Annotated in this window: 25 protein-coding genes and 2 tRNA genes; 13 read left to right on the forward strand and 14 right to left on the reverse strand. The window is 53.8% G+C overall.

The window, feature by feature from the left end; genetic code table 11:
• Positions 1-498: a GNAT family N-acetyltransferase gene (locus tag M0644_RS11830; RefSeq protein WP_149821096.1), complete on the forward strand. Its 498-nt coding sequence runs from the start codon at positions 1-3 to the stop codon at positions 496-498.
• Here the strand turns inward: M0644_RS11830 and M0644_RS11835 are convergent.
• Positions 464-1,876: a serine/threonine-protein kinase gene (locus tag M0644_RS11835; RefSeq protein ID WP_149821099.1), complete on the reverse strand. Its 1,413-nt coding sequence runs from the start codon at positions 1,874-1,876 to the stop codon at positions 464-466. The two genes, M0644_RS11830 and M0644_RS11835, sit on opposite strands and share 35 nt — an antisense overlap.
• 28 nt (positions 1,877-1,904) lie before the next feature.
• Complete coding sequence (locus M0644_RS11840) at positions 1,905-2,555, reverse strand: hypothetical protein (protein ID WP_149821101.1); 651 nt, start codon at positions 2,553-2,555, stop codon at positions 1,905-1,907.
• 417 nt (positions 2,556-2,972) lie between these two features.
• Between M0644_RS11840 and M0644_RS11845 the strand changes: the two genes are divergently transcribed.
• The 6 genes from M0644_RS11845 to M0644_RS11870 all read left to right on the forward strand — a co-directional run bounded on the left by M0644_RS11845 (position 2,973) and on the right by M0644_RS11870 (position 6,535).
• Positions 2,973-4,028: a phytoene/squalene synthase family protein gene (locus M0644_RS11845; protein ID WP_286625844.1), complete on the forward strand. Its 1,056-nt coding sequence runs from the start codon at positions 2,973-2,975 to the stop codon at positions 4,026-4,028.
• A gap of 93 nt (positions 4,029-4,121) precedes the next feature.
• Positions 4,122-4,994: a 6-carboxytetrahydropterin synthase gene (locus M0644_RS11850; protein WP_286625846.1), complete on the forward strand. Its 873-nt coding sequence runs from the start codon at positions 4,122-4,124 to the stop codon at positions 4,992-4,994.
• On the forward strand, positions 4,995-5,408 hold the full coding sequence (locus tag M0644_RS11855) for an MAPEG family protein (protein ID WP_149821107.1): 414 nt from the start codon (positions 4,995-4,997) through the stop codon (positions 5,406-5,408). It abuts the gene before it with no gap.
• Between the two features lie 50 nt (positions 5,409-5,458).
• On the forward strand, positions 5,459-5,944 hold the full coding sequence (gene sufU, locus M0644_RS11860; RefSeq protein ID WP_286625847.1) for a Fe-S cluster assembly sulfur transfer protein SufU: 486 nt from the start codon (positions 5,459-5,461) through the stop codon (positions 5,942-5,944).
• Complete coding sequence (locus tag M0644_RS11865; RefSeq protein WP_206200786.1) at positions 5,944-6,432, forward strand: Ycf51 family protein; 489 nt, start codon at positions 5,944-5,946, stop codon at positions 6,430-6,432. Before sufU ends, M0644_RS11865 begins: the two co-directional genes overlap by 1 nt.
• Positions 6,433-6,461: 29 nt before the next feature.
• Positions 6,462-6,535: transfer RNA gene (locus M0644_RS11870), tRNA-Val, on the forward strand.
• A 130-nt stretch (positions 6,536-6,665) separates the two neighbouring features.
• On the opposite strand, the gene M0644_RS11875 is transcribed toward M0644_RS11870, so the two are convergent.
• From M0644_RS11875 to clpS, 3 genes are all read right to left on the reverse strand, one after another.
• Positions 6,666-6,747: transfer RNA gene (locus M0644_RS11875), tRNA-Leu, on the reverse strand.
• 43 nt (positions 6,748-6,790) lie between these two features.
• Positions 6,791-8,506, reverse strand: coding sequence for a diflavin flavoprotein (locus M0644_RS11880; RefSeq protein ID WP_286625849.1), 1,716 nt, complete (start codon positions 8,504-8,506; stop codon positions 6,791-6,793).
• A 109-nt stretch (positions 8,507-8,615) separates the two neighbouring features.
• On the reverse strand, positions 8,616-8,900 hold the full coding sequence (gene clpS, locus M0644_RS11885) for an ATP-dependent Clp protease adapter ClpS (RefSeq protein WP_149821115.1): 285 nt from the start codon (positions 8,898-8,900) through the stop codon (positions 8,616-8,618).
• A gap of 135 nt (positions 8,901-9,035) precedes the next feature.
• On the opposite strand from clpS, the gene M0644_RS11890 reads away from it, so the two are divergent.
• From M0644_RS11890 to M0644_RS11900, 3 genes are read left to right on the forward strand one after another with little or no spacing between them, the layout of a single operon-like run.
• Complete coding sequence (locus M0644_RS11890; RefSeq protein ID WP_399362305.1) at positions 9,036-9,413, forward strand: DUF2237 family protein; 378 nt, start codon at positions 9,036-9,038, stop codon at positions 9,411-9,413.
• Between the two features lie 18 nt (positions 9,414-9,431).
• On the forward strand, positions 9,432-11,495 hold the full coding sequence (locus M0644_RS11895) for a zinc metalloprotease HtpX (protein WP_286625850.1): 2,064 nt from the start codon (positions 9,432-9,434) through the stop codon (positions 11,493-11,495).
• 12 nt (positions 11,496-11,507) lie between these two features.
• Positions 11,508-12,278, forward strand: a complete 771-nt coding sequence (locus tag M0644_RS11900; RefSeq protein WP_286625851.1) for a PD-(D/E)XK nuclease family protein — start codon at positions 11,508-11,510, stop codon at positions 12,276-12,278.
• On the opposite strand, the gene M0644_RS11905 is transcribed toward M0644_RS11900, so the two are convergent.
• Both M0644_RS11905 and M0644_RS11910 read right to left on the reverse strand, forming a co-directional pair.
• Positions 12,243-12,878: a ribonuclease H-like domain-containing protein gene (locus tag M0644_RS11905; RefSeq protein ID WP_286625852.1), complete on the reverse strand. Its 636-nt coding sequence runs from the start codon at positions 12,876-12,878 to the stop codon at positions 12,243-12,245. The genes M0644_RS11900 and M0644_RS11905 overlap by 36 nt on opposite strands.
• Positions 12,879-12,892: 14 nt before the next feature.
• Complete coding sequence (locus M0644_RS11910; protein ID WP_149821125.1) at positions 12,893-13,222, reverse strand: hypothetical protein; 330 nt, start codon at positions 13,220-13,222, stop codon at positions 12,893-12,895.
• A gap of 191 nt (positions 13,223-13,413) precedes the next feature.
• Here M0644_RS11910 and M0644_RS11915 point away from each other — a divergent pair, with 191 nt between their 5' ends.
• Positions 13,414-14,706 (forward strand): TldD/PmbA family protein, encoded by a 1,293-nt coding sequence (locus M0644_RS11915; RefSeq protein ID WP_286627194.1) that lies wholly within the window; start codon positions 13,414-13,416, stop codon positions 14,704-14,706.
• On the opposite strand, the gene deoC is transcribed toward M0644_RS11915, so the two are convergent.
• Positions 14,707-15,360, reverse strand: a complete 654-nt coding sequence (gene deoC / locus M0644_RS11920) for a deoxyribose-phosphate aldolase (protein WP_149821126.1) — start codon at positions 15,358-15,360, stop codon at positions 14,707-14,709. It lies immediately after the preceding gene.
• 197 nt (positions 15,361-15,557) lie between these two features.
• On the opposite strand from deoC, the gene M0644_RS11925 reads away from it, so the two are divergent.
• Complete coding sequence (locus tag M0644_RS11925) at positions 15,558-15,872, forward strand: DUF760 domain-containing protein (protein WP_226971964.1); 315 nt, start codon at positions 15,558-15,560, stop codon at positions 15,870-15,872.
• 3 nt (positions 15,873-15,875) lie between these two features.
• Positions 15,876-16,982 (forward strand): A/G-specific adenine glycosylase, encoded by a 1,107-nt coding sequence (gene mutY / locus M0644_RS11930; RefSeq protein ID WP_149821131.1) that lies wholly within the window; start codon positions 15,876-15,878, stop codon positions 16,980-16,982.
• Here mutY and pgl read toward each other — a convergent pair.
• The 6 genes from pgl to M0644_RS11960 form a co-directional block, all read right to left on the reverse strand.
• Positions 16,979-17,704 carry a 6-phosphogluconolactonase gene (pgl, locus tag M0644_RS11935; protein WP_149821133.1) on the reverse strand — a complete coding sequence of 242 codons (726 nt, stop codon included), beginning with the start codon at positions 17,702-17,704 and terminating at the stop codon, positions 16,979-16,981. The two genes, mutY and pgl, sit on opposite strands and share 4 nt — an antisense overlap.
• Before the next feature lie 12 nt (positions 17,705-17,716).
• Positions 17,717-19,666, reverse strand: coding sequence for a DUF3769 domain-containing protein (locus M0644_RS11940; RefSeq protein ID WP_286625853.1), 1,950 nt, complete (start codon positions 19,664-19,666; stop codon positions 17,717-17,719).
• Positions 19,667-19,734: 68 nt separating this feature from the next.
• Positions 19,735-19,851 (reverse strand): photosystem II reaction center protein I, encoded by a 117-nt coding sequence (locus M0644_RS11945; protein ID WP_286625854.1) that lies wholly within the window; start codon positions 19,849-19,851, stop codon positions 19,735-19,737.
• A gap of 64 nt (positions 19,852-19,915) precedes the next feature.
• Positions 19,916-20,389: a Tic20 family protein gene (locus M0644_RS11950; RefSeq protein WP_286625855.1), complete on the reverse strand. Its 474-nt coding sequence runs from the start codon at positions 20,387-20,389 to the stop codon at positions 19,916-19,918.
• Between the two features lie 12 nt (positions 20,390-20,401).
• A complete protein-coding gene (locus M0644_RS11955) occupies positions 20,402-20,812 on the reverse strand; it encodes a hypothetical protein (RefSeq protein WP_190278096.1) in 411 nt (136 codons plus the stop codon).
• 46 nt (positions 20,813-20,858) lie between these two features.
• Positions 20,859-21,455, reverse strand: coding sequence for an ATP-dependent Clp protease proteolytic subunit (locus tag M0644_RS11960; protein WP_149821139.1), 597 nt, complete (start codon positions 21,453-21,455; stop codon positions 20,859-20,861).
• Positions 21,456-21,494: the final 39 nt, after the last annotated feature.

Raw genomic sequence — 21,494 nt, forward strand, 5'->3', positions numbered from 1 at the left:
GTGTCTTTCTCCTTTGCGATTCGTGCAGCGACCCCGGCGGATGTTCCAATCATCTTCCAACTGATCCAAGCGCTTGCGGCCTATGAAAAGCTCAGCCACGCAGTAACGGGCACAGAGGAAGCGCTGCGGCAGCATTTGTTTGGCGATCGCCCCTATGCCGAGGTACTCCTTGCCCATACCCCCACAGACGTTATTGGCTATGCCCTGTTTTTCACCACCTACTCCACATTCCTCACCCGCCCCGGCCTTTGGCTAGAGGATTTGTTTGTCCTCCCCGCCTATCGGCGTCAAGGGGTGGGCACTGCTCTTCTGAAGGCATTAGCCCGGCTAGCCAGCGATCGCGACTATGGCCGTATCGAGTGGAGCGTCTTGGACTGGAATACTCCCGCGATTCAATTCTATGAGCGCATCGGTGCGACTGTGCTACCTGACTGGCGTATCTGCCGCCTCAGTGGTGATGTTCTCAAGCACTTCGGACATCCTGACGAGCCTGTGTGACCCGTCGCCCCAGATAGCGGCCAAGGGTGTAGGCCAACCATTCCAGATCCCTTGAGGTCACGCTAAGGGCATTTTCAGTCAGTTCGATCGCTTGGCTACCGGCACGAATCACCAGTTTGCTCGATAGCTCTTGGCGATCGCCCTCGCGATCGCGGTACGTGCTGTGGGGCTGAAATTCAATCTGTTCAATCACTTCAAGCGGCAGGACTTTGGGACGACGCCAGCGGAAACCAAGGATATGTTCATAGAAGCGCAGATCCTTACGGGTGACCATCAGCACCTGCCATCCCAATAGCATGTAAAGAATGCCGCCAATGAGGCCTAAACCGACAGCAAGATGACCAGTAGCAAAAACAGCCATCAGCCAAAAGCCAGAACTAATCGCTAGACTGTACCAGACGACCAAAAACCCATTCCAAGCCACTGCAAAGGGAATCAGGAAGAGGAGACTGACATTAAATCCAACCGGGGGAATTTGCACCAGTAGCCCTTGGGGTGTTTCTCTCACCTGTAGGCGGGAGCCGTAGGGCGGCGTTTTTGTTATGAGTGAGGCCTCGTGGGGTGATGTGTCCAGTCGCTTTAGGGCTTGGCGAGCCGCAGTCGCGGAGTCAAATCGCTCCTCAAGGGCGGGCGCGACCATTTTTTCGAGCCAGCGGATAAAAGGGGGACTCAAGGAGACCAAGGGTTGAAATTGAACCCGCAGTTCCTTTTGCGGCAGCTCATCGGGGGGAGTGCCGGTTGCTAAGTAGATGAGGGTCATGCCCAAGGCGTAGAGATCACTGGCGGGTAGGGTTTTACCGCCGAATTGTTCCGGGGGCATATAGCCATAGGTACCCACCACGGTTCGGGTGCTGCCTGCGATCGCGGTTTGTACCGCCCCAAAGTCCACAAGATAGACCTTGCCAAGATCATGACCGGAGCGATCGCCCAAGAGAATATTTGTCGGCTTAATATCGCGGTGAATCACCGGTGGTTGACGGCCATGGAGATAGATCAAAATATCCAGCAGGCGATCGGCCAACAGCCGCAAATCCTCTTCACTAAACACTCGTCCTTCTGCTTGCCATGTGGCGAGGGATTTTGCCTCAATGTAGGTTTGCACCAAAGCAAAGCCCTTGAGATCAGGGGTATTGATTTCAAAGTAGTCGAGATAGCGGGGAATGGCCGGATGATCCAAGGTTTGCAGCACAGCCGCTTCCCGTTCAAAGAGCTTAAAGTCGTCCCATGTCATGCCGCCACCAAAAAGCAGCAGCTTCAGCACCACCTGTTCATAGCGCCGCCGATCCAACGCCAGATAGGTGCGTCGCCCCGGATGAGACCCCAGTTCGCGCAGGAGTTCATAGCGATCGCCCAAAATTTCACCAATGAGCTGCGCCACAGCGTTCTCCAAGCTGGCTACCCCTATCTTAGCCATTGAGTTGCTGCACAATCTCTGGGGCAATTCTTGTGAGCACCTTGAGGGCTTTGAGGCTGCCTTGAATCAAATGTGCCGCCCCACGGGGGTTGCGCAGCATTGCAATAGCCAGTGGCCCCGGCCGCAAATTGCCTTGAGCATCAAAGGCTTGACTCAAATCGGGGAGGTCGCGATCGCCACCATCACTGATCACCCGCACCATCACCACCGGCATTCCCGCTAAAGCCTTGAGGAGTGGCACCCCTTCCATATCCACCACCTCCACCCCCCAGCGAACCGCAAGACTCTGTTTTTCCTGAGCCTGAGAAAGGGTTCTTGCGGTTGTGATGCCTTTTACCCGTCGCCAAGCAGGCGCTAATTTCGCCGATAACGTCTGGTCTAAAGAATACGTTTGCCCTGTTTCATCCTGACACGTGGCATAAACCACCACTTCACCGATGCGATCATCAGGACGTAAGCCGCCACAGACCCCCAAGATGAGAACCATGGCAGGCGATTCCCTGAGGGCACTGATCAATGCCGGTGTGGTCACTGTGGCTGCCCCCGCTCGGATCGGAATAATCACCCCCTTGGACGCCTGTAGCCCTCGTTGTACCGCTTGATATTCTGCCCCTTGGGGCACAAGGACGAGGCATGAGGTCATTGTTTTATCATTACCGTCTTAACTTTTGGATAGACCGATCGCGGGCAATTTAGAAACTGACCAATGGAAAGAGTGTCACACTCAAGCGTCCGCTATGGTGGACGAGAGGCATTTTCCGCCAAATCTGATACCGTTGTTAATTGTTGAAGCTATGTTATTGTTCTGGCAAATTGTGAGCTATCCACCATTCTACCTCAGGCAATCTCGGCAACTGTCACAGGCCACCTAGACAAACAAAAATGACTATGATAGCTATAGATTTTGATCAATCCTTGTTTGTGGAAGTCGTCCCCTGCTGGGTTGCGATCGCGAGACCCTTTTGGAGAATCGTGAATTGACTGCCCTAGAGTGTTGGCCTGAGGAACGGTCGAGGATTGACTCAACTATCGATCAATGCGTGTAGGAGTGAACCCCCATATGATTCAAATGGTGCTGGAGAACCCAGTTTCCGTCAAGGATGCTGAGCGCTTTTGCCAAGAGATACTCCCCCAAGTCTCGCGCACATTTGCCCTCAGTATTCGCTTCCTCCCCGGAAATTTGGGTCGGGCGGTTCTGGTGGCCTATCTCATCTGTCGCATTGCCGATACCGTTGAGGATGATCCGGTTGCCAGTATCCCCGCAAAAACAGCTCTATTGGATCGCCTGCTGGAGTGTTTTGACAGTGCCGATCTAGCCAATAGCTATGGTGAAACGGCACGGGGGGTTCAGGGGGAGCCAGCCCATGTCCAACTGGTGAAAAATACGAGACTCGTCTTTGCCCTCTACCGTTCTTTGCCCCTCACGTCCCAACAGCACGTCCAACGCTGGGTGAGCGAAATGGTGCATGGGATGAAAAAATTTATTAACCTCTACCCCAATGGCATTCGCATTCAAACCCTCGATGAATATAAAGAGTACTGTTATTACGTCGCGGGTACCGTTGGCTATCTCCTGACGGATTTGTGGTACGAGCATTCCCCCAGCATTGGTGCCGATGAATACCAAGTACTCCTCAAGCGCTGCGCTGCCTTTGGTGAAGCGCTGCAAACGGTGAATATTCTCAAGGATATTGCTTGGGATGCGGAGCACGAAAACTCGATCTATATCCCCAATGAATCTCTGCTGCTCCAAGGCAGTAGCCACCAGTCCATCCTCAGTGCTGAACATCTTGAGCAAAATCATGCCGCCATTAAGGAATTGATTGCCCTTGCTTGGCATGATCTCGATGAAGCTCAAGCCTACTTGCTATCCGTGCCCAAGGCGGCAATTCCGATTCGCCTCTTTTGCGTGCTGCCGCTGCTCTTTGCCTATGCCACCCTACGGGAACTCACTCACTCGACGGCGATGCTGCAACCGGGAGGGGTAGTTAAAATTAGCCGTGCAGAGGTGAAATCCCTGATGGTCATGGGGCCTTTATCGATTCTCAGTAACCACAGTCTGCGCTGGCTGATTGGCCAAGTACGGCAAAAGCCTTTCATCCTTGGCGGACTTTAGGGAAATGTGCCAAAAAAGCCAATGGTTGGGGGAACCAGAATCCGTTAGGATAGGGGGAGATTGCTGAATTGTTGCAAATCTTCATAACTTGACATGAATTGTATTATTCACCGCCGTGCTGAGTTTGCCGCCAGTCATCGCTACTGGTTGCCAGAATGGTCTGAAGCAGAGAATTTGGCTCGGTTTGGTGCCAATAGTCGCTTTCCCGGCCACGGTCATAACTATGAGTTGTTTGTTTCAATGGGCGGCGTTGTTGATGACTTTGGCATGGTGTTGAACCTATCGGATGTCAAGCACATCATTCGCCGTGAAGTCATTGAACCCCTGAATTTTTCCTATCTCAATGAGGTGTGGCCAGAGTTTCAAGCCACATTACCCACGACTGAACATATTGCACGGGTGATTTGGGATCGACTCTCTCCCCATTTACCCCTTGTGCGCATTCAACTGTTTGAACACCCCCGCCTTTGGGCGGACTACACGGGAGACCCTATGGAAGCCTATCTTTCTGTTGGTGCTCACTTTAGTGCGGCGCATCGTCTAGCCCTTGAGGATCTCAGCTACGAAGAAAACTGCCGCATCTATGGCAAGTGTGCTCGCCCCCACGGCCATGGCCACAACTACCACGTGGAGATTACGGTCAAGGGGGCGATTCATCCGCGGACGGGCATGATTGTTGATTTGATCAAGCTCGAGGAGGTGCTCAAGGAACAGGTGATTGAACCTTTGGATCACACGTTTTTGAATAAAGATATTCCCTATTTTGCGACGGTGGTGCCGACGGCAGAGAATATCGCCATTTACATTGCCCAGTTGTTGCAGGAGCCGATTCGCCAGTTGGGGGCGACGCTGCATAAGGTGAAGTTGATTGAAAGTCCCAATAACTCTTGCGAAATTCTCTGTGAGGAATTGCCCCCTCGCGATGGGGTGCTCAGTGGTGTGCTGCCAGTGTTGGAGCGAGTCTAGGTGATGTTGAGCAATATCCCTTGGCTACTAGCCGCCAGTTTACTGACAGCAACGCTGCTGATCTATTTCCCCTACATTTTTGTTGTGGTGGGGCGCTTGCAGGCGGGCTTTGATATGGCGGCTCCCCGTGCCCTCTTTGAGAAACTGCCCCCCTTTGCGCAGCGGGCGGTGTGGGCACACGAAAATAGCTTTGAAACCTTTATGCCCTTTGCGGCGGCAGTGTTGCTGACCCTTTTTGCGGGGGTGCATAATTCAACGGTGGCGATCGCCAGCCTCAGTTTCGTTGCGGCTCGCTTTTTGTACAGCATCTGCTATATTGCCAACTTTCCCCTTGGTCGCTCCCTCATGTTTGGTGTCGGCACAGCAGCCACCTTGACGCTTTTTTGGCAAAGTCTCACCGCCCTTGGCCGTTAATATAGTTTATAAAATCCTTGAGGAAATGCACTGAGCATAGAGTATTCTAAATGTCTCTTAATAATCTCCGCACTCTCTACCAGCAAGTCATCCTAGAGCACTACAAGAAACCTCGCCACCGTGGCCGCACTCAGCCTGTGGATCGTCAGCAGCGGGGACATAACCCTTCCTGTGGCGACACAATTGATTTAACTGTTGCCCTAGGCACCAATGAGCAGGGGGAGACAATCATTCAGGATATTCAGTTTGAGGGGGAAGGCTGCGCGATCGCCATGGCCTCAGCGGATTTGATGGCCGATGCCCTGCGGGGGCAACCCGTGAGTCGTGCCCTCCAAATGGTGGAGCAGTTCCAAGCCATGATGAAGGGGAAGTTTGAGTTCCCTCGGGAGTTTCGCAAGCTCAATGTCATGCAGGGGGTGGCTCAGTTTCCGGTGCGGATTAAGTGTGCGACATTGACATGGCATACCCTCCGGGCAGCGTTGCAGCAGGATCAAGCCCCTGGGAATGGTTTTGTCAGTAATGAGGAGGAAGAGTAGTGCTGACCCCCGCCGATTTTGCCACCTATAGCCGCTGGGCTGGCATTGCCACCCTTGTCATGGCTGGCTTAACCGCACTCACATTTGTTTTTCGCTGGGGTGTGCGCTTTCGCTTTGTTGGTATTACGGGGTTTCTCGGTGTTGTGACAGTGGGACTCTTTGCCTTGAGTATTGTACCGATTGTGCACTCCCCAGTGCCCGGTGCTGGCAAATACACCCTCGTCTATGACAACGGAGCAACGCAAGTCGTGATCACAGTGCCCCCGGACATTGAGAGCAGTACCCTTGAGGCAACGCTGGTACAGGCAGCGAATGATTTATTTTCCTTGGGACGGCTCGGCCGAGGGAGCGATCGCCTGACCGTGATTGCACGAACCATCGAACATCCTGAACCGGGGGTGACTGAGCCAGTGGTTTTAGGGGTGGCCACTCGTTCGTTGAGCGATCGCACCGATACAAATGTGACGGTCAAACTACTTAAAGGTTAGCCTTGTGTATGCTATATTAGGAATTCCGAGGACGCATAGCTCAGTTGGTTAGAGCACCACGTTGACATCGTGGGGGTCACTGGTTCGAGTCCAGTTGTGTCCATCCTCCTAAAATCTTCACTTCAAAGAAAAACATCCTAGTCACGTCCCCAAAAAGATCTAGGGAAGGGCTTTTGCCAATGCTTTCTTGGCTGCGAACTGCAAACTGTGCCCTCAATTGCTAAGCTTTTGAATGCGGACGGAGGGACTTGAACCCACACACCTTGCGGTACTAGAACCTAAATCTAGCGCGTCTGCCAATTCCGCCACGTCCGCAGCAAACCTAGTCTAGCGCACTTTGGGTAGGGAGTGCCCAAGTTTAGTAATGGTTTCCCACTTTGCGATGGTGCACAGCAGTCATGCCATCGGGTTTTGAGACGCGGCCACTGTCAACAGTACTATAGACAATCCAGTGATCGTGGGCATCAAGACGGCTGACTACTGTGCATTCCATGTAAGCAAGGGCATCAGCCAAAATGGGACTGCCATTACTGGCTGGATAGGTTTTCACATGGGCAAAGCGATCGGCGCCCGGTGGAAAGCGCTTCAGGAAATGGCGCATCAGGGGCTGGTAGTTCCCTTCTTCAAGAACATTGAGAACAAAGGTATCCCCCACGTGTAGGAAGGACTCAATAGCCCGATCCTTGGCCACGGCAATGGAAACCCCAAGAGGTTCGGTACTGGCCTGCGCCACCCAAGAGGCCAACATGGCACTGTTAATAGCACCTTTTTGGGCGGTGATAATGTATAGCCCACCGCTCAGGCGACCCAAGGCTTTATCGAGGTCAGTATCCAAGGCTTTCATCTGCTTGACCGTGCGATCGCGCAACAGCCATTGACCCATGTCGGTACCCGCTTCTTCCGCCTCTTGAAAGAGGGCATCGGTGGGAGTTGCTGTGACCCGAATCACAGGAAATGAAGGCGTCAGTCCCGCATCCCGAAACTGGTTGAGCAGGGGATAGGCCGGTTCAGCATCGGCCACACCACTTTCAAAGACCCCAATCGCCTGCTTGGCATGGGCGGCAGCGCGAATGGTACTCAGTGCCGTTTTCGCCACGGCAGTGGTGGGTGGGGTACCAATAATGATTCCTGCAGCAATCTCGGTGAGTTCGCGAATATCTTGGGGTTCAGCGGTGAGCAGATCCATTTTTTCAACCACCACACCGGTTTTGGCTGCCCCCCGTTCGATCGCTTCGGCAAGAGCATTGGCATAACCATAGTTGGCGGCGTAGAAAATAGCCACCGTCGTTGCCGCTTTGGCCTGTTCTTGACTCCAGTTGCGGTAGGAATCTAGCCATTGCGGGAGATGATAGCGCAGCAGTGGGCCATGGCCTGTGGCCACCAATTGCACGGGGGGCAGGGGTTCCAAGCGCTTGAAGGCCGAAAGAACGGAGCGGGCATTAGGCCCCATCAGACAATCGTAGTAAAACTTGAAATCGGGTTCTAGTAGTTCCGGTTCGCTGTCAAAAGGATCATCATTGCAGAAGTGGGCACCAAAAACATCACAGGTAAAGAGGGTCTGGGTGCCGTGATCAAATGTGAGGATGGTGTCGGGCCAGTGGAGATTGGGTGCCATGACAAATTCAAGAATATGCCCTTTCCCCAAGTCAAGGCGATCGCCATTTTTCACCTGTCGCTGACTAAAGGGCTGATGGATCAAATCCCCCAGAAACTGCAATGCCACCTTTGAGGCCACCACGGTTACATGGGGGGCTTTTGCCAATACATCCTTGACGAGGCCACTGTGGTCGGGTTCGGTATGGCTGACGATGAGATAGTTCAAGTCACTGGGGTTCACTAGTTGCCAGAGTTGCTCGAGGTAGCGATCACTAAACTTGGCATGGGACGTATCTACGAGGGCAATCTGTTCCCCTTTGATCAGAAAGGAATTGTAGGTGGTGCCATTTTCAAGGGCAAACTCAATATCAAAGCGATCGCGATCCCAATCTAGGCAGCGAATTGCCGTCGTCTCAGGGGCAATGTCCAACACCTGAAGCGTTAAGCGCGGTGGACGTTTGGGCGTAGTGACGGCCATAGGCAGTTCCTCAATCTTTGAAACTACCTTTTATCCTGACATATGAAGAAAGGTAACAGGATTCAAAGTTTTTAATAGCGGTGATAACAGGCTTTACAAAGGGCAATGCCTATGCGGGTTCAAGGGGTGCCATTGTCAGCCCCGCCCGCAAAAGTTGCTCATGGTACAGTTCCGCCTGTTCTTGGGGTCCCACCCAAACAATGGCTTGGCCTTCGTAATGAACTTGATTCGTTAATGCCCACGCGCGATCGCTGGTCATATTGGGAATGTATTTCATCAAACAGGCAGCCACGTGCTGAAACGTATTGACGTCATCGTTGAGAACAATGACTTTGTAGTTGGGGTAGTGCTTGCGAGTAACCTGTTGCCGCTCTTGGGGAACAACGCTAGGCATAGGTCAAACATTTTTGTAGCTACACTGCCCCTTAGTTTAACTTATTTGTGAAGGATTGGTTGGTTTGCTGTAGGAACATTGGGAAACCTCCTATGCTATAGCTAGACTTAGGTTGATGACTTAGGGGCATTGGTGATGACGGCAATGAATGTGTTGGGAACACCCTTGGTGTGCTGCTGTCAAAATCCACTCACAGGATTCTATCGCGATGGTTTTTGTCGGACGGGGGCAGGAGATGTCGGTGCCCATGTGGTCTGTGCGGAAATGACCGCCGAATTTCTCACCTTTACCCGTTCGCGGGGCAATGATCTTTCGACGCCAGTGCCCGCCTATCAATTTCCGGGGCTGAAACCGGGCGATCGCTGGTGTCTGTGTGCCTCCCGTTGGCGGGAAGCCCTAGAGGCTGACGTAGCTCCCCCAGTAATTCTGGAAGCAACCCATGTCAGTGCCCTTGAGTATGTCTCCCTAGAGGATTTGAAAGCCCACGCCCTTGGTGGTAACCAGCAACCGTGATCTGGGGAATACTCAAGTATGCCCGATCCAGAATCCGATTTTCGCTTAGATCCTCGCTATATTGCGGGTTTAGCGGCCTTTAATCGCGGAGATTATCAACTGGCGATCGCCGCCTTCAAAGCCGTCATTGCCAGCCACGGTCAACGCCGCGAAGGTCTAAAGGCTCATCTGCACCTGATTAAAGCCTATGCCCACACCCACCAGTGGCAAGAGGCCATTGATCTGTGTCAACTCTTGGCGCGATCGCCCCTCCCCTCCATTCGGGCTTGGGCAGAAAAACATCTGCCAGAGTTAGAACGCTATTTGGATGAGGAACCCACTTCCTCCTACCTTGAGTGTGTTTCAGCGCCGAGTTCAAGGCCGCCTATGCAACTGCGACCGGTGCCTCGCCTCTATTTATGGCTGAGTCAGGGGGCAACGCTGCTGCTGATCGCGTGGCTACTCCAAAAACCGCTACAGGTTTTGATTGCGAGCCTCCTTAACTACGCCAATGATCCACTGACACTCCTGCGGGGCTGGGAAGGGGTAATAGCTTGGTTTTTAGTGGGTTGCTTGGGATTGGGGTTACTCAGTGGTGGCAGTTGGCTGTGGTCATGGCGATTGCGAGCTGGCTATGGTTTGCGCCCTCTGAGTCTTGGCGAACTTGAGGAGTATAGCCCCGAAACGGTGACGCTCTTGGGGCGTTTGTCGTGGTCGTGGTGGCAACCCCGTCCCCAAATAGGCTGCTTGATGACGGCAGCACCGATCATTTTTAGCTATGGACGCTGGCAGCGCCGCATTATTGTCAGCGAAGGTCTATTGCGATCGCTCTCTGGCGAGGAACTGCTGGCTTTAATGGCCAGTGAAATTGCCCAACTACGGCTGGGGCTGAATACCCTAGTGACCCCCCTTGTACTGCTATTGCAACTGCCCTATGACCTGTACTGTTGGTGCAGCCGTTGGGGCGATCGCTTTGCCCCTCCCTATGGCAAGCACTGGAAACGGCGGATCATCAGGGGTACCCTCTATCTCCTCTGTGCCATGGTGGGTCAGGGGAGTTATCTTCTCTTCCGCGGACTAGAGATGCTCTGCTTCTGGAGCAATCAATTGCGGCACTACTATAGCGATCGCCAAGGGGCAGCCTTGATCGGTAATCCCAATACCCTTGTGATGGCTTGGTTGCGCCTCATGGCAGCCACAGCAACGACGGTGTGTGCCCAAGGGGAAATCGGTGCCCCCCTAGAATCCTTGCGCCTGCTCCTACCCCTAAATCCAACCCAAGCTGCCCTGTGGGGCAATCAACCCCTCGATTGGCCAATGCTGCTCCGCTGGGATACCGCCCATCCCCTGCGCTATTGGTTTCGCTTGACCTCCTCCCATCGTCCCCTTGGACTACGCCTGCAAGCCCTGATGACCGATGCGCGGCAATGGCGACTGGAACCCCTGCTTTCCCTGCCCTCGACTTCCTCCCTTCGCTGTCAACGGGCCTGGCTACAACTGGCTCCCTTCTGGGGGGCGATCGCGGGAGTCATCACGACGATTATCCTCACGGGCGTTGGTCAATTTGCACTGCGGGCGGGGACGATCGCCTTTCCTCTGTGGTGGTTGGCGGATGGGTTAACCTTGGCACGGGGCTTCATTCCCATTGGCCTTGGGTTAGGTCTCTTTTTACGCCTGAATGCCTACTACCCGCCTCGGCCTCCCCAAACCTACACCTTGGGTCAGCTTCTCCATCGTCTTTTGCCCCTCGATAGTCCCGTTGCCGAGCTAAAGGGGCATTTACGGGCAGTGACCGGCTTGCGCAATGGTCTAGGACAGCACCTGTGGCTGGAGACGGATCAGGGCTTGTTTCCCCTGCGCTGCCATCGAGCTTGGGGGCCGATTTGGCCAATCCTTGAGCCAGCCTATCTGAAAACCTTGGCGGGGCGATCGCTGGTGGTACGCGGCTGGTTTCGACGTGGGACAGTTCCCTTTGTTGAGGTGAGTGAGTGGCACTCCCTGGATTTACAGCAAAAGCAATCTTGGGCTGCCCCCTATTGGGCGATCGCCATTGCCACGCTGTGGATTCTCTACGGCCTCATGACACTATTGGGTTGGATCTAGACATCTAAGACTATGCAACTTTCCCAAGCCCATCTGCGCACCCTGCAAACCTGTGCACGGCAATATCAGTACCGCTATCTTGACAGCTTGATACTGCCAGAGGCCACACAATTAACGGAAACCACTGCCCAAAAGCAGGGTCGCGACTTCCACCGCCTGATGCAACAGCACTTTCAAGGACTCGATATCCGCCCAATTCTTGAGGCGCAGCCCGAATTACAACCGTGGTTTGCGGCCTTTCAAACCATGCCACCGCCGATGATCGAGGGCCAAGGGGAAGCAGAGCATGTCCGCAGTCTGGGCTGGCAGGAATTCACCCTTGTGGGCGTGTATGACTACGTGATTTTTGGCCAAGGGCAAGCGCAGATCCTCGATTGGAAAACCTATGCCCATCTGCCCGCCCCAGACACCTTAGCCCGTCATTGGCAGACTCGCCTTTACTGTTATCTCCTGGCAGCCACCAGTCCCTACCCCCCCAGCGAGATTTCCATGACCTACTGGTTTGCCCAAGGAGAAAAGGGGGCAAATTTCTACACCTTTCCCTACAGTGAGGCGATCCACCAGCAAATCCACCATACCCTAGAGCAGTGCCTTAGCCAACTGCGCCAATGGTTACAAGCCTATGAGCAAGGACAGGAGCTGCCCCAAGTGCCCCCAGCCCAGATTCGGAAATACTGCGATGCGTGCGCCTTTAATGAGCGGTGTCAGCGTGGCCAGCCAACTTCTGTTTCGACCATTGACCCATTCCTAGCCGTGCTCAAAGACTTGAGTGTAGCCCGCTAAATCCAGATCGACAATCGCGGGTAGACAACTCAGAGCCGTTTGGAATAACTCAAAGCGTTCTTCCCGTTTCAGCATGGCCGTGAGCTGCTGCCGCAGAGGAATCAAATAGCGCACATCATTAGCGGCATAACGGATTTGATCCTCCCGCAGTGCCATGGCATTCCCCCAGTCGGAGCTTTGCGCGGATTTATCAATTTCTACCCCCAGCAGATCCAGAACCAAATCCTTAAGGCCGTGGCGGGGGGAATAGGTGCGGGCAATCTTACTGGCAATTTTGGTGCAGAAAACGGGATGAACACGGATCCCCAAATGGTAGCGCAAGGTGGCCAAATCAAAGCGGGCGTAGTGAAAGATTTTGGTAATGCGGGGGTGCTCTAGGAGTTGCTGAAGGTGGGGGGCTTCGGTTTGGCCACGACCAATCTTGACAACGGCCACTTGCCCCTCGGGGTCACACACCTGCACCAGACACAGGCGATCGCGGGGGATATTCAAGCCCATGGTTTCCGTATCCACGGCCAACTGATCGGCATTGAGAAAGTGCGCTAAGGCTGTAGCACTCAAGTCGTACTCAAAACACTCAAGGGGAAATTCCAGATCCATGATTCGCTCGCAAACTACGTCGGGGGCAATTCTGAGGACTGCTCTTTGGCGACATCAATGCGTTCCAATTGCCAGAGAATTTGGTTGCTTTCACGGCGCACCCGCGAAATCTGCCAATTGCGCCATGTCCATTCTTCACCGCGACTGGTGACGGCACTGGCGTGCACATCCATCAATTCTGCCAATTCACCACTGGTAATCAAGTATTTACCAGCCGCCAATTCATCGGCAACCCGCAGTGTCACAATTAATTCTTCAAGGCGGGCGCGGCGCTCAGACCACTGGGGCGATTTTCCCCCCAACCACTCGCCGTCACCATCAAGCCCCAAGGATGGTTGCACCATGGCTCCCTTCTCGCGATCAACATTGCTCCAAAAATCTTAGCGAGAAACGATGTGATTTTTAACCCACCTAGGCGATCGCCCACCACGCCGAGGATAGGGCTAGAATGGTTTTAAGATTTGTTAATTACATTGAACCGAACACCATGACGGTAACCTTGACCCCTGCATCCACCCTCCACGAGCGGGTCGTGATGATCGCCCACCGCCTTGGTATTGAGAAATTTGACCTTGGTGGCTCCCATGTGGATGAGGTGAGTGTCCAAGTGCAGCAGGGAGAACCCAAACAGGTGAAGGCCTCCCAGCGATCGGGAATTACCGTGCGGGTGTGGAACTCAACGGGTCGCCTAGGGGTTGCCAGCACCACCCAATTGGACGATCGCGGTCTGGAAACAGCCCTAGAAATGGCCAAAGAAGCCAGTGCCTTTGGCGTCACCGAGGACATTCCCGACTTTAGTCCCTTGGCCACAGCGCCCCTTGGGGAGACGACGCTAACGACGGCTGATGTGCCCCTTGCCCCGGCGAAAACCCTCTTGGATCAACTGATTGCTGCGGAACGAGACCTCTTGGAACGCCACCCAGCGATCGCCAGTGTGCCCTACAATGGCCTGAGCCAGCGACGGTTAGAACGGTTTTATCTCAACAGTGAGGGTGCCAATCGCCAGCAAACCACCACCACAACCACGCTCTATCTCTACAGCAAAACCGATGAGGCGGGTCGCAAACCCCGCAGTGCGGGTGCCATTCGCATCAGTCCCGATCTTGAGCACTTAGACATTGCGGGCTGCATTGATGAAGTGGCCGACAAAACCATTCGCCACTTAGCCTATGAACCCATTGTTTCGGGTCAGTACCCCATTCTTTTTTCACCCGCCGCCTTCCTCAGCCTGCTCAATGCCTTTAGCAATCTCTTTAATGCCCAAAACATTTTGGATCGTCAAAGCCTTTCGACGCCGGAGTCCCTCCATCAGGCGATCGCCAGCCCCCTTCTCAGCATCTATGATGACGCTCGCCACCCTGAAAATGTCGGTCAACCCCTCTTTGATGGCGAAGGTACCCCCACCCGCCGCACCCCTTTAATTGAGCAGGGGATTCTCACGGGTCTCTACCACAGTGCCGGTACGGCGCGTCGCTTTCAAACCCAGCCCACGGGGCATGCCAACTTAGGGGCAAAGGTGACAGTGAGTGGTCACTTCTACGATGTCCCAGCGGGTGAAGGGGGCGATCGCGCCGATGGCCTTGTTTGGATTGATGAACTCCATGCCCTCCACGCGGGCGTGAAAGCCCTTCAAGGCTCATTTTCCCTCCCCTTTGACGGTTGGTTACTGCGTAACGGCGAAGCCATCAGCATTGAAGCGGCCACCGTGGCCGGGGACATTCGCAGTCTGCTGAAAAATATCCTCCATCTGGGCACTGAGGTTGAAGTGACCCCCTACGGTTGTTGTCCGTCCGTGTGGGTGAGTCCCCTTGCGATTACAGGGGAATAGCTAAACCTGCATCAAGTCGAGACTACGGGAGGTGCCCAAGCGGGTAGCCCCGGCATCAATGAGTTCAAGGGCTTGCTCCCGGGTACGAATGCCGCCAGAGGCCTTTATGCCGACGCGATCGCGACTCAAGCGCTTGAGCAAACGCACATCCGCAACCGTGGCACCACCGCGCCAGCCGGTACTGGTTTTCAGGAAAGCCACCCCCGCGTCCAAGCAAATATCCACTGCCAGTTGTTTTTCTTCCTCTGTCAGCACCGTGGTTTCCAAAATTGCCTTAACGGTTACCCCCGTTTCCGCGCAGATTTGGGCGATGTCGCGATAGACGGCCTCGGTGTTGCCCTCCTTGAGCCAACCCAAGTTAATGACCACATCCAACTCAGTTGCCCCACTGTCAACCGCCTCCTGCGCCTCATAGAGTTTCGTGGCACTGGTGTGGGCACCACTGGGAAAGCCAATGACGGTACACACTTTCACGGGTGTGCGATGGAGCAACTGGACTGCGGTCTTCACCCACACGGGCATGACACAGACGGCGGCAAATTTCCACTGTTCGGCTTCGGCACAACACCGTTCAATCTCTGCTGGGGTTGCCAAGGGGTCAAGCTGGGTATGATCAATGTAGGGTGCAAGGTCAAACAAATCACGTTCCGTCATAGGAATTCACCCAGAACAACCCTATTTTTATTAACTAAATAATAATAAAAACGGGGACGGAAAATGAGACCTTGGGAGATCGGTTCTCCCACCCCCCACCTAAAATTCACCCTTGCTAGATTAAAACTAGGCTATCACAGGCACGCTGACCTGTTGGCCAGACTACCTTTTTGGGAGGACACTCTATGGAGCCAACCATGAACCCTCGCAATCTTCAAGAAAGTGCTGATTCCCTCTGGAACTATCTGCAAAGTTTGGATGCAGAAGTGGTGGCTCGCCTGTCCCGTCCCGCGTCGCCGGAAATGGCCATTGTGATGGAACGCCACATTGGCAACCTGCTGGGCTACTTGCCACCGGAGGGGTTTGAGGTTTCCATTACCACGAATCGGGAGCACCTTGGGCGTCTCTTGGCTTCGGCAATGATGAGTGGTTACTTCTTGCGCGGTGCCGAGCAACGTCTTGAATTCGAGCGATCGCTGCAAGCGGCTGCCCAAGGGGAAGACAGCAAATAACCCATGCCAACGGTACAGGACCGTGGGGGCGGGTATACACTACCTGCCCTTCGTTTTGCACTTTTACAGTGGTATCAGCAGCAGGGGCGGGATTTACCTTGGCGGCACACGCGCGATCCCTATGCCATCTGGGTCTCAGAAATCATGCTGCAGCAAACCCAAGTGGCCACGGTGATTCCCTACTATCAGCGTTGGCTAGCCACCTTTCCCGCGATCGCCGACTTAGCGATTGCCGATTTGGAAACCGTCTTGAAACTGTGGCAGGGATTGGGCTACTATGCACGGGCACGCCATTTGCACCGCGCGGCTCAACAGATCATGGCCGATCATGGGGGGCAATTTCCCTGCACCTACGAGGCCGTGGTGGCGTTACCGGGAATTGGTCGCAGTACCGCAGGTGCGATCCTCAGTGCTGCCTTTAATCAGCCCCAGCCGATTCTCGATGGCAATGTCAAACGGGTGCTTGCCCGTCTCTATGGACTCACGATCCCCCCCAAGCAAGCGGAAGCCCAACTCTGGCAGTGGTCGGCGCAACTGCTGTGTTCCCAAGCCCCCCGCGATTTTAATCAAGCCCTGATGGATCTGGGGGCAACCATCTGTACACCCCGCCAACCCCTGTGTCATGCTTGTCCTTGGCAAGATCATTGCTTGGCGCATCGCCACCAGTTAACCCATGAGATTCCTCGCAAAATGAGCCGTTCCCCCTTACCCCATAAAAAGATTGGTGTCGCGGTGATTTGGAATGCGGCAGGTCAGATTCTCATCGATCGGCGGCCACCAACAGGTCTATTGGGGGGACTATGGGAGTTTCCGGGGGGCAAAATTGAACCCAATGAGACGGTTCAGGAGTGTATTCAGCGGGAAATTCGTGAGGAATTGGGCATTGAGATTAGTGTTGGTGAGCATTTGATTGACATTGATCATGCCTACACCCATTTTCGGGTGACGCTCCATGTCTATTACTGCCAGTATCTTTCAGGAAGTCCTCAGCCCTTGGGGTGCGATGCCATCCGTTGGGTGACCCCTGAGGAATTGGAGCAGTTTCCCTTTCCAAAAGCCAATACTGCAATTATTCAGGCCATTCACGAACGGGGCAGACCCACAGCCTAGGCGTTTGCAACGACACCCTCAGCCGCCGCCGCATCCAAAAACCAAAGGGCATTGCCAGTAATCAGCCGTGCTGGATAGAGATGGGGATCAGTTGTCCCAGAGAAAATATGACGTAGGGCAGTTTGTTTATTGGCACCCGTCACGAGAAAGAGAATTTGACGGGTATGGTTAATCAGGGGCACTGTGAAGGTGAGGCGGGGCTGGCCATCCTTGTTGCCCACGGTAATCAAGCGATCGCCCACCGTCAGCGCTGCTGTGTGGGGAAACAGGGAGGCCGTATGGCCATCGGGTCCCATACCGAGCAAAATCAGATCAAAGCTGGGAACTTCTCCTTCACGGATGCCAAAGGTTTGGCGCAGGATTTGCTCATAGCGATCGGCAGCGGTCTGCGGATCCGCATCCGCCGTTGGCATTGGGTGAATCTGATTTTTGGGAATCGGTACATGATTGAGCCACGCCTGAAAGGCCATCCCCGCATTGCTGTCGGGATGATCGAGGGGAACATAGCGTTCATCCCCCCAGAAAATGTGCCACCGTGACCAAGGGGTATCCGCACAGACAAGGCTTTCATACAACGGTTTAGGCGTGTTGCCGCCGGCAAGGGCAAGCGTAAATTGTCCCCGTTGGGCGATCGCCCCAGTGGCCTGCTCAAGCACAAACTGCTTTGCCGCCGCCGTCAGGGCAGCCAAATCTGGAAAAACACGTACATTGGGTGTTGGCATAGAAGCATCCTCCTAATTGGAGCGAATCACACCATCGGTCGCCGTACCCAGTCCGGGACTGGAAAAGGGATCAGCATTGCCGCGCCAGTTAAACCCATTAATGCGCAAAAGAATCGTCGCCAACTGGCGATCGAGGTTATAGCGAAACATCACCCCATAGGTGCGACGGCTATATTCCACAATAATGTTTGTATCAAAAACTCTCCCTGTGTCCACATTAATTTGCATTTGGGCACCCGCTCGCAGCGGCCCGTAAATCTGCTGCAACAATCCCACGTTGAGCACACTAAAATCAGTAATCCGATCAAAGAGAAAGGGGGAGGATGGCTCACTCAATGTCTGTGTAAATCCCACATCAAAACTGGTGTAGTCAAACCAATGACGAGAAAAATGACCCACTTGACCCCGAAACCCTGCCCCTGCAACTAACGCGGGTTGGGTACTGCCATTGGTATAGTAGTTCGCTACACCGCCTACCTGGCCATAGAACTGCAAGAAGGGTTGGACAGGACGGGGGCTATAGCGCAGGCCTTGGGTTCGCGTCGGCGGCAAGGGAGTGCCCCGCCAAATGGGCATCACCCAGTTAAGACTTGCGGCAGCTTGAAGACGACCTAGGCTTGGCTTAGGGGGTAGGGAGGGATCATCACTGGCTGCCGTGACGTATTGACCTCCCAGAAGATAACTGAGTGCTAGGCCCTGAGTTAAGGGAATACCTGTACCACTGAACGTGCCGCCAAAGCTACTGGTAATTTCTTGCTCCCCAAGGGAACGATTAAAAACCCGTTGGCGATAAAGGGCAGAAACAGTTAGGAGATTGCGGGCATCAAAATTGTAGAACAAGTCTACCCCTGCGCGTGACGTACTCGGCCAGTCGTTAGGGTTGAGCGTATTCAAGAAGCCGTAACCGCGCACACGAGTCTGCGGCGTGAACCGATGGCCTAGCTCGATCGCCGCCCCGTAGCTTTTAGCATCAAAAACATCAAAGTCATTGTTGATGATCCGTTCTAAATAAATGGATGGCAGGAAGGTGATTTGGGTATTGGGAGTGTTGATCGCTCTGTAGCGATAGGCGAGAAATACGCCGCCGCGATCTTGTTCATCATAGCCAAACTCAAAGGGCAACACTTCGTAGGGACGACCTACAACAAACCGCCGCAGCACAATGGGTAAGGCCACCCGCTGATCAAAGACCACACGACCCCGTCGTACCTTGAGCAGGGTTTCATCGGCACTGAGGGGTTCTGCTGTTGCTTCCTGAGCCCGTGCCTCCAGTTCTGGTGGACTAAAGGGGTCATTGGTAATCCGTAGATTGGTAGCAAACCAGCGGCGGCCATCAAACTCTAGGCGATCGGCCTCAAAGCGCAACCGATCAAATGTTTCTGTCACTTCGGCTTGGGGATCTGTGCCCTGTTCGTCAAGACCGGGGAGAGGGCTAAGGGGTGGGGGGCTAGGAGAGCGGGTCAGGCTCAGGTCTTGATCCACCCTAGCGGTATTGACGACGCCGCGAGCATTCGTGAGAGAGCCTTGATCGAGTCTGAGGTTATATTCCAAGCGATCGCCCTGCAGGACTTGATCGCCGCGCGTAATTGTCACATTACCTTCCGCCACCAGAATTTGGGCGTCAATATCGGTTTGAATACGATCAGCGGTGAGTTCGGCTTCCTTGAATCGGAGGAAAACATTGCCAATGGCATTAAATAATCGCCGCATCAGATCAAACTCTTGGCGATCGGCCGTCACCTCTAAGGGTTGATCACGGACAACGGGCGTTTCAGCATTGGCCTCCCCAAGACGGAGGGGGGCTGTAAAATCCGGTGTTAGCCTAGGGCTGATCGGCTTTGTACTGCTGAGATCAGGGGCTACCGTTGTTCCAAGTAGCTCCGCTTGTGATGCGCCGCTGACCTCAGTAATTTCTGCGGGTTGTGTCGGGGGGGGCAGACTAGCAAAAAGGGGTAAAAACAACAACGGCCAAACTTCCTCACGACCACTGCCTAGTTACGTTACCCGATGCCCACCCCCTTTGGCGAGGATTACTCGAGATCCTTACGCTTAGGGTTACGAGCTGGGTCACCCGAGAGGAACCCGAAAACAAAGAGCAGGACAAAGAAGGTCACAATGATATAAACGGTAATTTTGAGTGTTTCCATGATGTTGTCGTTTTTCGTAGCGTCACCTTCTGATCATACGGGATGAGGGACTCCCTCGCATCCCCTAAAACACTTGGCTTTTTGTGGCATCCGACAGCGTGGGAATTTCGGCATAGATGCCGCGTACAGACTGCACCACCGCATAGATGACGCCAATCACCGTGGCAATAAAGACAAAGTTGAAGAGCACTTTAATCAGCAGGTCAAAACTAGCAACGCGGACCAGCAGTTGTACCAGTAGTTGGACAATAAACAGCACAATCCCCATCAACAGTGCCTGCATCGTGTTATAGCGAATAAAAAGGCTGATACGACTGTTGCGCACCACCAGCAGGTACAACAGCATAAAAACAATTAGGCCAGCAAAGGGAATGGAGTAGATCAAGGCTACCGGTAAAACCACTAACACCAGTGCTTGCAGTGGTGGAAACAAATCAAACAAAAAGCCACCAAAGGGCATGACGTAGAAGAGCGGCAGCAGATACGCTAAGCTGGCAAAGATACGATCTAACGCAGTGGTCGTGGCACGCCAAGTCATGGGTTGCTCCTTTTAGGGGTTGGAGGGGGATTGACTCATGACCTTCAGCAGTAGATCCGCCGAAATCATGTTGCATTCCACAACTTTACTGACCAGCGGTGGCCCCACTCGCGAGACAATGATCCCTTGCAGCTCCGGATTATTTCTGACTGACAGGATAGCAGCACCGATGATGGAACCGGAATCGGGAGCTGGGTTAGTACCATTGGTGGGTAGCATTTTGAGCAACTGGGCGATATCTGTACAACTTGCCCGTGACACATATTTTGCCAAGGAATCACTCAGCTGCTCAACCATGGTCTTCATCATTTCCGGAGGCAGCGGGCTGGCGCCTTGGGCACGCACTGGTTGACCTGCTCCTAGGACAAGGATGCCACCCATCACAAGGGGAATGCCGATAGCCGACTTGAGCAATTGCAACATGTTCAACCTCATGTTCATTTGAACTCTCAGCCAATGTGCCAGCAAACTAGCTGTGACGCTCCTCAATCACCCGATCAATCAAGCCGTAGTTTTTTGCCTCTTCGGCGGACATAAAGAAGTCACGATCCATATCCCGCTCAATTTTTTCGAGGGGCTGGCCGGTATGGTAGGCGTATAGCTCATTGAGTTGTCGCCGTACCCGTAAAATTTCGCGAGCTTCGATCTCAATATCCGTTGCTTGGCCACGGGTACCACCAGAGGGCTGGTGAATCATGATGCGGGAGTGGGGTAGTGCCAACCGTTTGCCTTTGGTACCGGCTGCAAGGAGGAAAGACCCCATCGAGGCAGCCAGACCCACACAAATGGTGACGACATCGGATTTAATATGTTGCATCGTGTCATAGATTGCCATGCCAGCGGTGACGGAGCCACCGGGGGAGTTGATGTAGAGCATGATGTCTTTGCCCGGATCTTCGGAGTCAAGGTAGAGCATCACCGCCACAATTTGGTTGGCAATCTCATCATCGACTTCTTTACCAAGGAAAATAATCCGCTCGCGATAGAGACGGTTGTAGATGTCAATCCACTGGGTGTAGGGTTCACCGGGCATCCGGTAGGGGACTTTGGGTACTCCGATGGGCATAGAATCCTTCCACGCTGAGCTATCAACGCCGCAACCTGA

The sequence above is a fragment of the Thermosynechococcus sp. B1 genome (assembly GCF_030322985.1).
GTDB lineage: Bacteria > Cyanobacteriota > Cyanobacteriia > Thermosynechococcales > Thermosynechococcaceae > Thermosynechococcus.

Coding starts and splice junctions, on each gene's coding strand:
- M0644_RS11840 (WP_149821101.1), bottom strand. CDS start 2,555: ATGACCTCATGCCTCGTCCTTGTGCCCCAAGGGGCAGAATATCAAGCG.
- M0644_RS11845 (WP_286625844.1), top strand. CDS start 2,973: ATGATTCAAATGGTGCTGGAGAACCCAGTTTCCGTCAAGGATGCTGAG.
- M0644_RS11850 (WP_286625846.1), top strand. CDS start 4,122: ATGAATTGTATTATTCACCGCCGTGCTGAGTTTGCCGCCAGTCATCGC.
- sufU (WP_286625847.1), top strand. CDS start 5,459: ATGTCTCTTAATAATCTCCGCACTCTCTACCAGCAAGTCATCCTAGAG.
- M0644_RS11880 (WP_286625849.1), bottom strand. CDS start 8,506: ATGGCCGTCACTACGCCCAAACGTCCACCGCGCTTAACGCTTCAGGTG.
- clpS (WP_149821115.1), bottom strand. CDS start 8,900: ATGCCTAGCGTTGTTCCCCAAGAGCGGCAACAGGTTACTCGCAAGCAC.
- M0644_RS11890 (WP_399362305.1), top strand. CDS start 9,036: ATGACGGCAATGAATGTGTTGGGAACACCCTTGGTGTGCTGCTGTCAA.
- M0644_RS11895 (WP_286625850.1), top strand. CDS start 9,432: ATGCCCGATCCAGAATCCGATTTTCGCTTAGATCCTCGCTATATTGCG.
- M0644_RS11900 (WP_286625851.1), top strand. CDS start 11,508: ATGCAACTTTCCCAAGCCCATCTGCGCACCCTGCAAACCTGTGCACGG.
- M0644_RS11905 (WP_286625852.1), bottom strand. CDS start 12,878: ATGGATCTGGAATTTCCCCTTGAGTGTTTTGAGTACGACTTGAGTGCT.
- M0644_RS11910 (WP_149821125.1), bottom strand. CDS start 13,222: ATGGTGCAACCATCCTTGGGGCTTGATGGTGACGGCGAGTGGTTGGGG.
- M0644_RS11915 (WP_286627194.1), top strand. CDS start 13,414: ATGATCGCCCACCGCCTTGGTATTGAGAAATTTGACCTTGGTGGCTCC.
- deoC (WP_149821126.1), bottom strand. CDS start 15,360: ATGACGGAACGTGATTTGTTTGACCTTGCACCCTACATTGATCATACC.
- M0644_RS11925 (WP_226971964.1), top strand. CDS start 15,558: ATGAACCCTCGCAATCTTCAAGAAAGTGCTGATTCCCTCTGGAACTAT.
- mutY (WP_149821131.1), top strand. CDS start 15,876: ATGCCAACGGTACAGGACCGTGGGGGCGGGTATACACTACCTGCCCTT.
- pgl (WP_149821133.1), bottom strand. CDS start 17,704: ATGCCAACACCCAATGTACGTGTTTTTCCAGATTTGGCTGCCCTGACG.
- M0644_RS11945 (WP_286625854.1), bottom strand. CDS start 19,851: ATGGAAACACTCAAAATTACCGTTTATATCATTGTGACCTTCTTTGTC.
- M0644_RS11950 (WP_286625855.1), bottom strand. CDS start 20,389: ATGACTTGGCGTGCCACGACCACTGCGTTAGATCGTATCTTTGCCAGC.
- M0644_RS11955 (WP_190278096.1), bottom strand. CDS start 20,812: ATGTTGCAATTGCTCAAGTCGGCTATCGGCATTCCCCTTGTGATGGGT.
- M0644_RS11960 (WP_149821139.1), bottom strand. CDS start 21,455: ATGCCCATCGGAGTACCCAAAGTCCCCTACCGGATGCCCGGTGAACCC.